The 12770-nt window shown below is 62.4% G+C and carries 17 protein-coding genes; 8 read left to right on the top strand and 9 right to left on the bottom strand.

Going from position 1 to position 12770, the window contains the following annotated elements; translation table 11 throughout:
- Positions 1 to 277: 277 nt before the first annotated feature.
- From N7E70_RS21815 to N7E70_RS21795, 5 genes are all read right to left on the bottom strand, one after another.
- A complete protein-coding gene (locus tag N7E70_RS21815; protein WP_263007617.1) occupies positions 278 to 535 on the bottom strand; it encodes a hypothetical protein in 258 nt (85 codons plus the stop codon).
- 43 nt (positions 536 to 578) lie between these two features.
- Complete coding sequence (locus tag N7E70_RS21810; protein WP_263007616.1) at positions 579 to 779, bottom strand: hypothetical protein; 201 nt, start codon at positions 777 to 779, stop codon at positions 579 to 581.
- Positions 780 to 861: 82 nt separating this feature from the next.
- The gene (locus tag N7E70_RS21805) at positions 862 to 1227 is read right to left on the bottom strand and encodes a hypothetical protein (protein WP_263007615.1); all 366 of its coding nucleotides are present in this window, start codon (positions 1225 to 1227) and stop codon (positions 862 to 864) included.
- A 147-nt stretch (positions 1228 to 1374) separates the two neighbouring features.
- Positions 1375 to 2184, bottom strand: a complete 810-nt coding sequence (locus N7E70_RS21800) for a hypothetical protein (RefSeq protein WP_263007614.1) — start codon at positions 2182 to 2184, stop codon at positions 1375 to 1377.
- A 243-nt stretch (positions 2185 to 2427) separates the two neighbouring features.
- A complete protein-coding gene (locus N7E70_RS21795; protein WP_263007613.1) occupies positions 2428 to 2844 on the bottom strand; it encodes a hypothetical protein in 417 nt (138 codons plus the stop codon).
- A 271-nt stretch (positions 2845 to 3115) separates the two neighbouring features.
- On the opposite strand from N7E70_RS21795, the gene N7E70_RS21790 reads away from it, so the two are divergent.
- From N7E70_RS21790 to N7E70_RS21760, 7 genes are all read left to right on the top strand, one after another.
- Positions 3116 to 3454 (top strand): hypothetical protein, encoded by a 339-nt coding sequence (locus N7E70_RS21790; protein WP_263007612.1) that lies wholly within the window; start codon positions 3116 to 3118, stop codon positions 3452 to 3454.
- Positions 3451 to 4248: a YdaU family protein gene (locus N7E70_RS21785; protein ID WP_263007611.1), complete on the top strand. Its 798-nt coding sequence runs from the start codon at positions 3451 to 3453 to the stop codon at positions 4246 to 4248. Before N7E70_RS21790 ends, N7E70_RS21785 begins: the two co-directional genes overlap by 4 nt.
- Complete coding sequence (locus N7E70_RS21780; protein WP_263007610.1) at positions 4190 to 4636, top strand: hypothetical protein; 447 nt, start codon at positions 4190 to 4192, stop codon at positions 4634 to 4636. Before N7E70_RS21785 ends, N7E70_RS21780 begins: the two co-directional genes overlap by 59 nt.
- Positions 4637 to 4671: 35 nt before the next feature.
- The gene (locus tag N7E70_RS21775) at positions 4672 to 5139 is read left to right on the top strand and encodes a hypothetical protein (RefSeq protein WP_263007609.1); all 468 of its coding nucleotides are present in this window, start codon (positions 4672 to 4674) and stop codon (positions 5137 to 5139) included.
- Entirely contained in the window at positions 5136 to 5426 is a 291-nt protein-coding gene (locus N7E70_RS21770; protein ID WP_263007608.1) for a hypothetical protein, read from the top strand. The genes N7E70_RS21775 and N7E70_RS21770 overlap by 4 nt, the downstream gene beginning before the upstream one ends.
- A 44-nt stretch (positions 5427 to 5470) precedes the next feature.
- Positions 5471 to 6103 carry a hypothetical protein gene (locus N7E70_RS21765; RefSeq protein WP_263007607.1) on the top strand — a complete coding sequence of 211 codons (633 nt, stop codon included), beginning with the start codon at positions 5471 to 5473 and terminating at the stop codon, positions 6101 to 6103.
- A gap of 101 nt (positions 6104 to 6204) precedes the next feature.
- Entirely contained in the window at positions 6205 to 6954 is a 750-nt protein-coding gene (locus N7E70_RS21760; RefSeq protein WP_263007606.1) for a DUF5131 family protein, read from the top strand.
- On the opposite strand, the gene tcmP is transcribed toward N7E70_RS21760, so the two are convergent.
- From tcmP to N7E70_RS21745, 3 genes are all read right to left on the bottom strand, one after another.
- Positions 6951 to 7781, bottom strand: a complete 831-nt coding sequence (tcmP, locus tag N7E70_RS21755; protein WP_263007605.1) for a three-Cys-motif partner protein TcmP — start codon at positions 7779 to 7781, stop codon at positions 6951 to 6953. The two genes, N7E70_RS21760 and tcmP, sit on opposite strands and share 4 nt — an antisense overlap.
- Before the next feature lie 17 nt (positions 7782 to 7798).
- Entirely contained in the window at positions 7799 to 8023 is a 225-nt protein-coding gene (locus N7E70_RS21750) for a hypothetical protein (protein ID WP_263007604.1), read from the bottom strand.
- Positions 8024 to 8647: 624 nt separating this feature from the next.
- Positions 8648 to 10429, bottom strand: coding sequence for a restriction endonuclease (locus N7E70_RS21745; protein ID WP_263007603.1), 1782 nt, complete (start codon positions 10427 to 10429; stop codon positions 8648 to 8650).
- 303 nt (positions 10430 to 10732) lie between these two features.
- Here N7E70_RS21745 and N7E70_RS21740 point away from each other — a divergent pair, with 303 nt between their 5' ends.
- Entirely contained in the window at positions 10733 to 11482 is a 750-nt protein-coding gene (locus N7E70_RS21740; RefSeq protein ID WP_263007602.1) for an NYN domain-containing protein, read from the top strand.
- 139 nt (positions 11483 to 11621) lie between these two features.
- On the opposite strand, the gene N7E70_RS21735 is transcribed toward N7E70_RS21740, so the two are convergent.
- The gene (locus N7E70_RS21735) at positions 11622 to 12557 is read right to left on the bottom strand and encodes an ankyrin repeat domain-containing protein (RefSeq protein ID WP_263007601.1); all 936 of its coding nucleotides are present in this window, start codon (positions 12555 to 12557) and stop codon (positions 11622 to 11624) included.
- Between the last annotated feature and the right edge of the window lie 213 nt (positions 12558 to 12770).

Genomic DNA, 12770 nt, shown 5'->3' with positions numbered 1-12770 from the left:
AGGCGTGATGAAGCGGGACCATTTCCGGCTTACACAAGAGCAGTTTCGCCCGCATCGAACCTCATCTTGCGACTGACACGCGGGGCTTTTTGGCGAGAAGTGCCGTTTCCTTGCTATCCCCTTGGTCATGCGGCCGCAGCACCAGCGCAGTCCCACTGGCTCTTGCATGGCGAGATGGCTGGCGTCACCCTTGCCAGGGCAGGTCGGGACGCGCAGTCATGAAGATGGGACCGGCGGGTCAAGGGATCGCGCCGGCCGCCGATTGACCCGAACAGGCTTACCTGGCGCCGCAGCGGCCTTTCAGCCGGGCGATTTCGGGCTCGTGTGTCTCCGAGCCGCCGAGCGGGACACCGATCATGAAGACCCCAAGCGCGTCCTGATTGGCCACGCGCTGCTGTCGCGATGTGATATCGGCGAGGCGATCCTTATCAGCCTGGGTGCATTGCTTGCCGTCTGACGGCCCGGCCTTGATATTGGATGGCGGCGTTGCGCAGCCTGCGAAGGCCGCAAGCGCGACCAGTACCAGCTTCTTCATGAATCCCCCCGGATGTTCTTATGTCTTGTTGCATGTAACATCCTCATTGCCAATCGAGCTTTGCGTCCCGCTGCACTGGCGCCGCAGCATGGGGAGAGGTGAGGGCCAGGCGGGTGCGGCGCAACGCGCGGCGGGGAGCAAACGTCTGCGCCGGTGTCGGCGCTTCGCGGCACTTGCGGGCGGCGAACTCGTCGCCGAGCGCCATGGCCGCGTTGGTCAGGTAGCGGTCCTCGTCGCAGCTCATGGCCTTTTGGCCGGGCCAATGACGACGGCCGAAAGGCCGAGGCGGACGCCGTCGCATGCGTCGGGGATCAAGCCGAAATGCATCAGGCCGCCTGGCGCGCCAGGATCCGGTCGGCGAAGCGGCGGAAGAAGCGCAGGTGCAGGCGCCTGGCCTTGGCCTTGGCGATTGCGGCGGCGTGGTTGTGCCGGCGCCATGTCGGCATGGCGCGGATGCGGAGGATGAAGGCTTTGATGTCTTCGAGCGCCTCGTCGACCGTCTCGGCCGGATGGATCATGACCTGACACAGCGCGGGATCCCTGGCGAGAGCGTCGGTGAGCTTCTTGCGGGCGAAATGTGCGGCGCGCGCCTCGGCGATGCCGGACCGGCGGATGGTTTCGAAGGCGGCGAGCATGGCAGGCCTCTGGCCGGCATAACCGCATTGTTCGGCAAAGGCTTTGCTGGCATTCATCGCTTGCTCCATCCCAAAGACGATGGAGGAAGTTTCCATTATAGAAATAGTCTTGTCAATCGTTGATTTCCAAAACGGAAAGCGATGTGGAGATCATCAGCGGCGGATGCCGCGAATCGGCTAATGGCAAGGCCAGGGCAGGGGCGCCTAGCTGACGGCAATGCCATAGGCAATCTCGGCGCGCAGCCGCCGCCCGCCCGGCGCTTCAACCGCCAGTATACCGCGTAGGAACAGTTTCATCACCTTGCACAAATTTTCGTCCCGGGGGTCGAGGGCGGTGAGCGACCTGATATCATCCGTCGTTGCGCCTTGGGCGGTCATGGTCTTGTAAAGCTCTTGCCAATCGGCGTCCGTGGACGCTTCGGCCGGCTGCGGGTTTTCTCGCGCCGCACCGATCGCCTGGAACACATCGGCGGCAATGGCATCGAAAGCCAGGAGATAATGCTGGTCCGGTCTGCCCAGGGCTGCGCCGCCACTGACGACGAAGCTGGCGCAGGTCGCCGGGGTCTCCCTGGCATCGACAAGTTCGAGCAGGTCAAGCTGCGACTTGATGGCAGGATAGAGGCTGTCATCAGGCGCCTGATAGATCGATTGCGCGTGCTTGCGGCGAACGGCCACGACCGCCTGCAGGGTCTCGTCTCTGGCCTCGGCGGCTGTCGCGCTCCTCGCTGCGATCGCCTCCATCTCGCTTTTCAGCGCGACATACGCCTCCGGCAGCTCCTGCTTGATCGTGTCGTACATGCGGTAGCCCTGGCTTCGAAGGTCGGAGAACACATCTTCGGCGGAGGGGCGGCCAGCCGGTTGTTTCAGGAAATATTCGCCTGATACAGCGTCGAAACCGCCCGACAGGACCTCGACCAGAAGCAAGGATCCCAAAGCAGCAACAGCAACGGTGACGGTCTTCCACCAGGACATTGACAGCTCAGCCCCCCAAATCGACCAGCCCGATCCAATCACCTTTCGCCTGAAGTCACAATCAGGGGATGGAGGAATATTTTCCTCTGATGTTCTTGACACTGCTTCAAGGAAAATGTTCCTATATGTCGCAGAAAAAGGGAGCCGGGATGGCGATCAGACATCAGATCAAGGCGCGCTACCGATCCCGCAATGACGAGATCGTCGCCGGGCTGCGTGATGCCGCGCACGCCGCAGCGCCGCTTGATCCGATGATGGTGGTGAAACGCAAGGCGGCGGAAATCTCTACCGCGATGGCTCTTTTGCACGGCGGCGACTGGCGGGTGCAGATCGATCACCAGGAAGGGCTGGTTCTGATCGTTCGCCGTCGTCATCGAGGAAACCCTTGACCACGGCAACCGCCTTGCCGAGGTCGTCCTTGTCGACACCGAAGGCCAGAAGGGCGGCGCGCAGCTTGCTCTCCGGCGAAATGACGGCAGCAGCAGCCGTCGGATCGCGGTAAAGCTCGATCGGGCTCGCAAGCTCGAGCGCTGCCGCAAACTGCGCCAGCCAGACGCCGTCGATGTTTTCAGGCCTGGCGAGCTTCTTGCTGATGGTGCCGCCGGCGACCTTCATGCGCTCGGCCAGCCGCTTCCTGTCCAGGCCAGGAATGGTCGCCATCCATTCTTCGATATAGAGCCGCGGCGCCTCGAAATCTGTCATGGCTAACTCTTTCATGGCCAGAATGTAGCTTTCCAGAACGGAAAGCGCAAAATTTCCAAAATGGAAATAATTGCTTGACGAATGATTTCCGTTATGGAAATCATTCGCTCATGTTCACATCCAGCAAAGACCGGCGCCACGCGGCGCTGAAATCGGCCGACCGGGCAGCGCCGTCGCGCCGCCTGTGCCGCCCTCGGCACGCAGTCCGCCCCGCGGGCGGCTTCGAGCTCGACACGCCGGCCGGCGCCGCACGACAGGCGGGGACGTTCAGATGATCCGGCTCGAGCTGGACATCGCCAGGGCCAGGGGCCGCGTGCCTTCGGCGTGCGACCGGCGCGCTGACCTCGAGGCCGCCCTGTCAAGCCAGCGGCCGCGCCGGCTCAAGGGGCCGGTCGCGGTCCATGTCCGCCTCGCGGCATCAGGCGCCCGCGCTGAGGCCGGCTGCGGCGACGCCGCCGATTTTGGCCGGTGCATTCTCGACACGCTCACGGCGCATGGCCTGATCGACGGCCTGGTTCGCCGGCTGACGGTTGCGTGGGTTGCAGATGGCAAGCGGGCTGAAGACGGCCCGCGCTGCGTCGTGCTGATCCAGCCGGAGGTGGCCGCATGAGCGACATGCCCTGGGTTCGCTTTTTTGCCTCGGACTGGCTGGCCGGCACACGCGGCATGGGTGCCGCCGAAACCGGCATCTACATCACGCTGGTGGCCTCGATGTATGAGCGCGGCGCGCCCGTGCCGGAAGACCATCTCCGCCTCGCCAGATTGTGCGGCGCCTCGAGCGCTGCCTTCAAGGCAGCACTCGAAAGCCTGGTCAGTGACGGCAAGATCCACCGCATCGACGGCGGGCTGTGGAACGGGCGTGTCGCCAGGGAATGCGCCATCCGCGCGGAAAAGTCGCTGGCCGGCAAACAGGCGGCCCGGGCGCGCTGGCGCAAAACCGAGCAAGATCAAGGGGCCGCCGATGCCGATGCTGTGCCGCCGCACAGCGTTGGCACTGCCAGCCAGAAGCCAGAGACCAGACCCAGAGAAACGGAAGCTTCCTGCAAAAGGCGCGGCAGCCGGCTGCCACAGGGCTTCATTCCTGATTTCGACGACGCGGCCAAGGCAGGGCTTTCCCGAGGGGAGGCGACACGCGAGGCGGAGAAATTCCGCGACTACTGGATTTCGCAGGCCGGGCAGAGGGGCGTCAAGCTCGACTGGCCGGCGACCTGGCGCAACTGGTGCCGCAATGCCGCCGAGCGCCGCCCGCGCCCGCCACCCCAGCGCAAACGCACCTTCGTCGACGTGGCAATGGACCGACTAGGAGCTTCCCATGGACCAGAGAGCCTATTTGGCACTCACCGCAATGTTGAATTCTTTCCCCCAGACGGCGGGCAATGCCGACCTGACGATGCAGACCTATGAGGCGGTGCTGGCCGATGTCACGCCGCAGGCGGTGATCGAGGCGGCACAACGGTTCACGTCAGGCGCCGTCGACGGCCAGAACAGGACATTTGCGCCCTCGGTCGCCGAATTCGTCCACGAGGCGCGCCGCATCGCCGGCGTCTTGCCCCATCGCGGCAAAAAAGCCCTGCCGGCGCCATCCCGGCTGCTGCGGCGGGAGCCGAGGCCGGACGAACGGGCGCGGATGTGCCTCAAGCTGCCCTTGCTGCAGGCCGCCATCCGCAACGGCCGCGCCGACCTTTTGGCCGAGGCCAGCCGCCACGGCCTCGATGAGCTGGTGGCGCTGGCCCGGAGCTGGCGCGTGCCGGTGTCGGAAACAATCCTGACGCAGCTGAAGAGGGCACAATGAAACAGCAGCAAGCCGAGCCCATGGCATCCCGACCCATGACATCCCGACCCATGACCTGGGACCTCGATCTCGCCGGCCGGATGCGTGGATCCGGCATGAAGTTCAACCAGATCGCCGTGGTCTTCGGCCTGTCGCCCGACACTGTGCATTGCCGGCTCGACCCGGACTATCGGCGCAAGCGCGCCGACGCCAAGCTTGCGCGCTGTCAACCGGTGGCTCCCGGCTTCCGCCGCCAGGACGACAGGGTGACGCGGGCCGAATTTGCCGCGCGCCTGGCCGAGCTGCCAAACGACGACCGCGACCTCACCGCACGTGTGCTCGGCGACCCGGTCTTTGCCCGTTCCGCCGCCGCCAAGGCAGCACTGCGGCCGGCGGCCAGCAACAACATCACCCTGCCGCGCCTGTCGATCCTCGGCGACAAGGTCTGCGGAGAGAAGACCCCAGGAGACAAGATGCCCCGAGACGACATCCCCCGAGACAATATGGCAGGAGGCCGGCGATGAACCATTTCCATGCCAAGGCCGAATGGATCGACGGCGCCTGGCGCGCGCTGGTCCGCTACAGCCACAAGGCCGACTACTGGCCGGTCATGTCAGGCGAAACGCCGGCGGGCTTCGCCTCGCGCGACAAGGCGCTGATCGCCGCCTACCAGGCCCAGGAAAAACACCTCAACGGCACCATCCGCGGCTTCGGCGACAAGGTTTGCGCTGCAAGGGCCGAGGCCGAGCGGCTGTTCAGGCCCTGCAAGAAGCCCGTCGCCGTCGAACGCGCCCGGGCGAGACCGCTATGAGCAGGGCCAGGCCGAACAACATGAGCAGGGCGGGCGCGGCCGGCATGGGCACGGTCGGCACGAGCAAGGCGGCCACGAGCCAAGCGGGCAAGACCACTATGAGCAAGGCCAATATGAGCAAGGCAGGCGAGGCAGGCATGGGCAAGACGGCCAAAAGCATTTCGGGCAGGGCGAAAAAACAGCCGAAGCCGCCGAGCCCGCTGGTCACCGTCGAGGTCGAAAACCCCGACTGGCGGCCGGCGCGTGACGGCGAAAAGGCGTTTCCGCGCATCATTGCAGCCCAGAAAAACATCCGGGAAAGTGCCGTCGAGACCTTGTTTGCCCGCGGTTTCCTGGCGCGCGCGCAAAAGCAGGCGGCCGACCGCTTCCGCGCTTGTTGGGAAAAGGCCGGCGGCACGGTGCGCAGCCTCGACCATACGCTCGACCGCGTCGACGGCGGCCGCGGCGACCCGCTCGCCGCCCGCATCGTCGCCGCCAACGAGCTCACCCGCTGCCGCCAGCTCATCGGCCACCGCGGCTACCAGGTGCTGCAACTGGTCTGCGCCGAAGGCAGAGCGCTGGCCGAAATCACCCCCCACAAACGCGAACGCCTGACCATGGCGGACAATTTGCGCGCTGACCTGGATGATCTGGCAGCGATGTGGGGGATCCAGACGGCGCGGCGGCGGGTGGGGTGAGGGGGAGTTGGCTCGGATGTGCCTTAGCGCGACCAACAGAACCTTTACGGAACCTTCATGACCTCAGATTAACCATGATCGCGATTTAGGAGAATCATCCTATGGCTGAGACCTCGATTGAATGGACTGATGCCACCTGGAACCCGGTCGCGGGCTGCACGATCCTGACCGCGGGTTGCACCAACTGCTACGCGATGCGAATGGCGGCGCGCCTGGAGGCGATGGGTGTAGAAAAATATGCTGGCCTGACGCGCAAGACCGGTGGGCGGGCGAAGTGGACCGGCAAGATTTACCTTGATCGAAAGGCTCTATCGATCCCAACTTCGTGGTCGAAGCCACGCCAGGTCTTCGTGAATTCGATGTCCGACCTGTTTCATTCAGACGTGCTGCCAGAGTTCATCGCCGAGGTGTGGCAGGTGATGGCGGAAACGTCGCGTCATACCTATCAAATCCTGACGAAGCGTCCCGACCGGATGCTTGAGATCGTGCCTGGTCTTCCGAAGCTTCCCAACGTCTGGCTCGGAACAAGCGTCGAGGATCGTCGCGTGCTGTATCGGATAGATGAACTGCGCAATGTCCCGGCTACCGTGCGCTTCATTTCGTTCGAGCCCCTGATTGGTTCTGTCGCCGGCGCCAACCTGAAAGACATTCATTGGGCGATTGTCGGCGGAGAGAGTGGCCCGAAAGCTCGGCATATGGAGCCGACTTGGGTCGACGAGATCGAGAGCATGTGTCGCCGAAACGGCACAGCGTTCTTCTTCAAGCAGTGGGGCGGCCGGAACAAGAAGGCTGCCGGGCGAATGCTGCATGGCCGCACATACGACGAGATGCCGGCGGCAAGTGCCACTTAGATGAGGCGGCCTTGTCCATCATCCTTCTTTGCAACAATTTGCCAGAACTTGTGAGCGAGTTCGTGCTTCGCTGCCAGTAGGAGCAGATAGAGTGGCTGGTTTCCTGGGCCTGTAATAAGTCGCATCTCAGCATTCGTGAGCACGCCGGTAGCTGCGACCCGTGTTCTCCAATGCTCGAAGTATGCTTGACGTGCCGTCCGCTGCGAGGAAACTGTATCCACAGCCAGACGCCAGCCTGGACAGAACGTGTCTAGCGGCGACCCTTCAGCAACAGAATGGCGGTCAAAATTCCGTTGAAGGTCCATCTGGCTGACGTGCACCAGTATGTCTATGCGGTTCAACCGGGCTAGTGTTTCGATCACGTGGAAGTCGAGCGATCCAAGATTGTAAGGGTCAAGGAACGCGAAATGAAGGCCCGATCCCCCTGCCTTCTGGATAGCGGGGAAGGCTGTTTCCTTGGCTATACCAAGCAACGCGGTGACGGGTGCGCCAAGCCTTTCTAGCCTCGTCGCTGCGGCGGATAGACGTTCCTCGTCCATGTCCCCAATGATCACCCTCGAAAACGGCGCGCCGGATTCTACACTCGCTTGCCATGCAGCCACGCACCCAGCCGGGGCGAACTCACGCGTCTGCTTGATATGTGCGCGTCCTGGTCCGCAGAACAGATCGATGTAGCAAGCGCCGCCGTTGCCACGTGGCGGCAGGTACTTCTTGCGGGTTGCAGATGATATCTTGATGTAAGCGCAAAGGAGGTCGTGTTTTTCCGAGGACCACTCGCCGATCTCTTCTGCCGGTAGGCCGTCGTCACCGTCGACAAGTTTCCCCATTCCCTCGCCCCCGCGGTCTACGCGTCAAACTTCTTCCCTATGTGCCCCTTCGGCTTAACCGTCTCCGCCGCTTGGTGCGCCTGCGCCAAGACCTCGACCCACGCCCCGGCCTTAGCGGGTATCTCGATCTCGCCCGACAGCCAGGCGTCGACCAGCAACACGTCACAGCCGAAGCACCGCGCCAGCGTGTTAGGCATCCACCGGATGATGGATAGGCTTTCGTCAAGGCGGTCGTGCGTCACGGCTTTTGCACAAACCCTTGCTCCGCCATGCAACCTCGGAACACGGAATCGGAAGTGATTGCGCGAACGAGGAGCCCCCCGCGGACTTGGCCGAAATTACCAGCCGCTCTGCCCTTGCAGATTTCTTGCGCTTGTTCGATGCGGCCGCCCCCTGAAGCCGCTGCGGACTTCCACTGATCCGCGGTGCTATTGCATCCCGTCAGCACAATAAATGCGGTTGCTACAGCAACCCCCTGAAGTCTCATGCCTAAGCCTCCCCAGGACTATCTCAAAATCAACGCCTGAGCCGAAAAATCGCGGCAAGGGCTATGGTGAGACACACTGTGGCAATGACCAATTCATGCCACATAACGAACCGGTCATCGTTGCACTGATTGCCGTCTGGGCAGACGGCATCCCATGCGACGAGACTGGCGAACCCACACTTCAAGCCAGCCGATACCTATTCAATCACACTGGCAAGCAAAACGCCTGTTCTCATTACTTCGCTTGCGCCGTTTCGTGCAGCAGGCAGGTGTCGTAATTTGCCAGATATACTCGACGTGAACCGTGGTGCGGCCCATGGCCTGCGCTTCGGCGGGCACGCTTGACAGGCACTCGTCGAGGCAGTCGGGTGTCATTTTCCTAGCCGAAGTCTCGCAAATTCATTGTCTTCCTCGCCTCTCTAAGGTCAATCTTGGCGTTGATCCCGTGGCGGCCGAGCAGGTGGAGCAAGTTCGCTCCGGTCATCAAGGTGATCGGCTTGCCCGAAGAAAACTTATGGGCGTCCGGACCATAGTCAGCCGTGGTCACCAAGATCCCGCGAGACGCCTGTTCGTGCTGCATCGTACCATACAGATCGCGTACGGCCGCCACGCCAACGGTGCGAGTGTAGCGCTTTGCCTGGATGACGATCTTGCCGCCGGTAATCGGGTCCGGGTCAAAAGCCACTGCGTCCACGCCGCCGTCATTGCTGGACTGCGTGATACGGACCTCGCCGCCGCGGGCCGCAAACTCCTTTTCGAAGACCTCTCGAACCAAATGCTCGAAGTCTTCCCAATCCATTGCAGCAAGATTGGTCGTGTCATCCAGAAACTCCGCTTGGTCTCTCGCATCGATAAACCGACGGTCTTCCTTGTTCAATTTCATGACAGGGGCGATAGGCGCCAATGCCGAAAGCGTGGACGCGGAAACGCCTTTCAGGCTCTTGAAGCAGGCCTTCGGGTCGACACGCGACAGATCGACCTCCAGGAAGCTCTTGCGATCGACCAGCACCGACATGATCGTCGCTGAGACGTCGCGTCCGCTGGAGCGGTCGATATAGTTGGCGTAGCCGTTGAACAGGATGCGTTCCAGGTTGGTGTGTTCGTCAGCTTCGAACAACTCATGAAGTGTTCTGAGGCAAATCTGATAGCCGACGTGGTCGTAGTTGGCCTTGAGTTCTCGGTCCGAAACGTATGTCTCTTTGAATTCGCCGGATGCAGCGACGAATCGCACGGCCTTGACTCGCGGCATGTCATCCGGTGAAGGCAGGCGATATTCGAGGAGTAGCGTCTTAGCATTCCTATCGTATTCGATCTCGAAGGCTTTTTCGAAGAGATCGTCGTAATCGGACTCATCAAGAACAAGGCTGGCATGCTCGATGACAGATGACGGGTCTCCCGCTGCAACACCGGCAGCAAGCCTGTCGATCTTCGCGTTATCAGCGACTTGTGCCGCGAAGAATTCCTGTTTCGCAGATTGAGCCTGCGCCTCGAACGCCGCTTTTGCAGCGGTCCAGGCGGCTCTCTGCCGGGCCAACTCCTGATCAGCCTTCAACTCAGCTTGCCGCCAGTTCTCCACAACATGATGATGATCGGTCGCTGCAGTCTCCAGCTTTGTGCGTGCTCGGCCGAAAAGCTTGTCAAAGAAGCCTATTTCCGGTGCAACGTATTGAGGCTCTTTGGTTTTCAGGCGATGAGGCTCGGGCTTGTCGTAAGTCATTTGGCCCGAATAAGGGGACCGGTCCTTCATGGCCTCCCAGTTGATCCGATCGTTGACGCCGAGCGTGTGACTGAGAATTCCGGATAGCCTGTCAATAGCTGCCGTGGCGTCCAAAGTCAGTTGCTCAGCACTAGCCTTGCCGCCGAATATGGCCCGCCTCTTCTGGAACTCGTCTGTCTTCTCGTCCCATTGTGCGACGAGCGCGTTCACCTTGTGCTGCAGCAGGAAGAGTTCCGGAGCGTTCAGCTCTTTGTGGAGCTTGAGCAGATCGTGACGAAGGTCGACGTAGAAACGTAGGACGCGCGATCCGTCGGCACTATGGCGCGCGGTCAGATTTCCCAAGTCGATATGATTCAGGTATCGCGACTTAACAACGACAGTATCCAATTCCCCCGGCCCCCCAAGGCTACTTTCTCTCAACCCATCATCGTCGGTGGCGATCAATACGCAAGACCCTAATCTGTTCTTCTTTCGCTTTGATCGATTGGGCATTGTTCCTGTTGGCATTCAACGAGAACGCCATAGGTCGCGGCTGCGGTGCGTGCCACGGCGAGAGTGGGGTGGGCCCAGCAGGGGGTGCGGACGGATCGGTTTCCGGCCGGGGATAGCAGGCATCTTCTGGAGTTGATCCGTCGCTCACCAATGGCTTGCACTTCAAGTCAGAGCCCCCTTGAACTGTGAACCGACTTTGGATCACCTGTTCAACACACGTGATGGCAGGCAACCCGGCTGAAAGGTCTTCCAGTTATGGCCAACGACAATCGCTCCCCGCGCCTCGCTGTGCTGATCGATGCCGACAATGCGTCGGCGAAGATCGTCGATGGTCTTTTCGATGAGATCGCAAAGATTGGCGAGGCCAGCGTGCGGCGCATCTATGGCGATTTCGCCAGCCCGAGATCGAAAGCGTGGATCGATGTCCTGGCACGGCACGCCATCATCCCGCAGCAACAGTTCGCCTACACAACCGGCAAGAACGCCTCCGACATCACCCTGGTCATCGATGCGATGGACCTGTTGCACAGCGGCCGTTTTGACGGCTTCTGCCTGGTCTCGTCCGACAGCGATTTTACCCGGCTGGCGGCGCGTATCCGCGAGCAGGGCGTCGATGTCTTCGGCTTCGGCGAGCAGAAGACACCGGAGAGTTTCCGCCAGGCCTGTCGACGCTTTACCTACACCGAGAACCTGCTGCCCGATGCGCCGGCCAATGCGGAGGCGGCAGAAAGCAAATCCAAGCCGCTGCAGCCGCCGAGTGCAGCCGCGCCGATCATCCGCCGCGTTCTCGACCAGGTCGAGACGGAAGATGGCTGGGCATCCCTGTCGGCGGTCGGCAAGCAACTGTCGAACCTGTCCTCCGACTTCGATCCCCGTAATTTTGGCTTCCGCAAGCTCAGCGATCTCGTCCGCGGAACCAATGTCTTCGAGATCGAAAATCCGGAAGGGCGGGGCATGCGCATCCGCAAGAAGCCGGCGCCCGCGAAGCCCAAACCGAAGTCGTGACCGCTGGCCATGAACCTGAGGTCCGCTGGCCGGCTGCCGGCTCACAGATTTGCATGTCGCTGCCGTTTCGCCCGTCAATGCCGGTGACACGCGTTCGGCAAGTCCAGTGCATCCGCATCCGTTGCAGTTTCAGAGCCAATCACTTGTCGGGCAGCTGAACCGGTGTCTCGCTCAGGGTCCGGAGATAGGCGATGAGGTCGGCGCGCTGGGATTCGTCGGCCAGGCCGGGGAACGACATGTCGGTTCCGGGCAAGGTGAGGGCGGGGTTGGAGATGAAGGCGTTGAGATCCTCCAAGCTCCAGACGCCGCCGGCCTGCTTCAGGCTCGCCGAATACGCGACGTCGCCCTGAGACCCCTTCGGCCGCCCGACGATGCCCCAGAGATTGGCGCGTTTCGGAACCTTGAGCCCCGGCGCCGCGAGATGACAGGCCGCGCAGCTCTTGCCGAAAATCTCCTTGCCCGCTTGCGCGTCCGCCGAGGCAAGGCGTGGCGAAATCGGCTCGATTGTCGGTCCTTGGGCGCCGTGGCTGTTGAGATAGGCGACGACGTCGTCGTGACCGGCGAGCTTGGCGAGATGGATCGGCGGACTGCCATTCGAGGTCAGTGCATTGACGTCGGCTCCGGCCTCCACAAGGTACGTCACGCAGGCAAGGCAGCCGGCCTCGGCCGCGACATGCAGCGGGGTCTGTGCTTTCGCCAGCTGGTTGGGATCGGCGCCATGGCCGAGCAGCAGCTTGACGATGTCGGCAAAGCCGGCCTTGGTGGCGGCGTAGAGCGGCGTTCTTTGCCAGCTGACGGGCCGATTGACGTCGGCGCCACGCGTGATCAGCAGCTCGGCCAGCGCGGCATTTCCGGTTTCGCAGGCGATGTAGAGTGCGGTGACGCCGTCGATCTCGTCGACGGCAGCGCCCCGGTCCAGGGCCGCGGTCACCGCCGCGACGTCGCCGCTCCTGACAAGATCGCCCAGCTCGTTCGCCTGGGCCGGCAGCGCAACAAGCCAGAGGGCCGCCGAAGCCCCTATCATCCACATGCGTGCCTGCTTGATCATCGCATCCTCTGAGCTGAGGAGTTCCATGACGGGCTCATCTTAGGCCAAGGGCCTGCCGGCGACAACGCCGGTGCCGGCGGACGAGGTTGCGGATGGCCGGAAGTCGGATGTTGGAATTCGCCTGGCTGGAACATGACCGTTCCGCAGGCGGCGCAGCCGCCGGCCGGTCCGGTCCGGAAAGGCGCGTCGGATCCGGTCGGCCGCGCGCCGGCTGTTGCCGTCGCTCAGCGCGCCGCCGGC

This window comes from Aminobacter sp. NyZ550, from assembly GCF_025628925.2.
Lineage (GTDB): Bacteria > Pseudomonadota > Alphaproteobacteria > Rhizobiales > Rhizobiaceae > Aminobacter > Aminobacter ciceronei.
The sequence above is the reverse complement of the archived record's forward strand: the minus strand, read 5'-3'. Positions and strand labels throughout refer to the sequence as shown.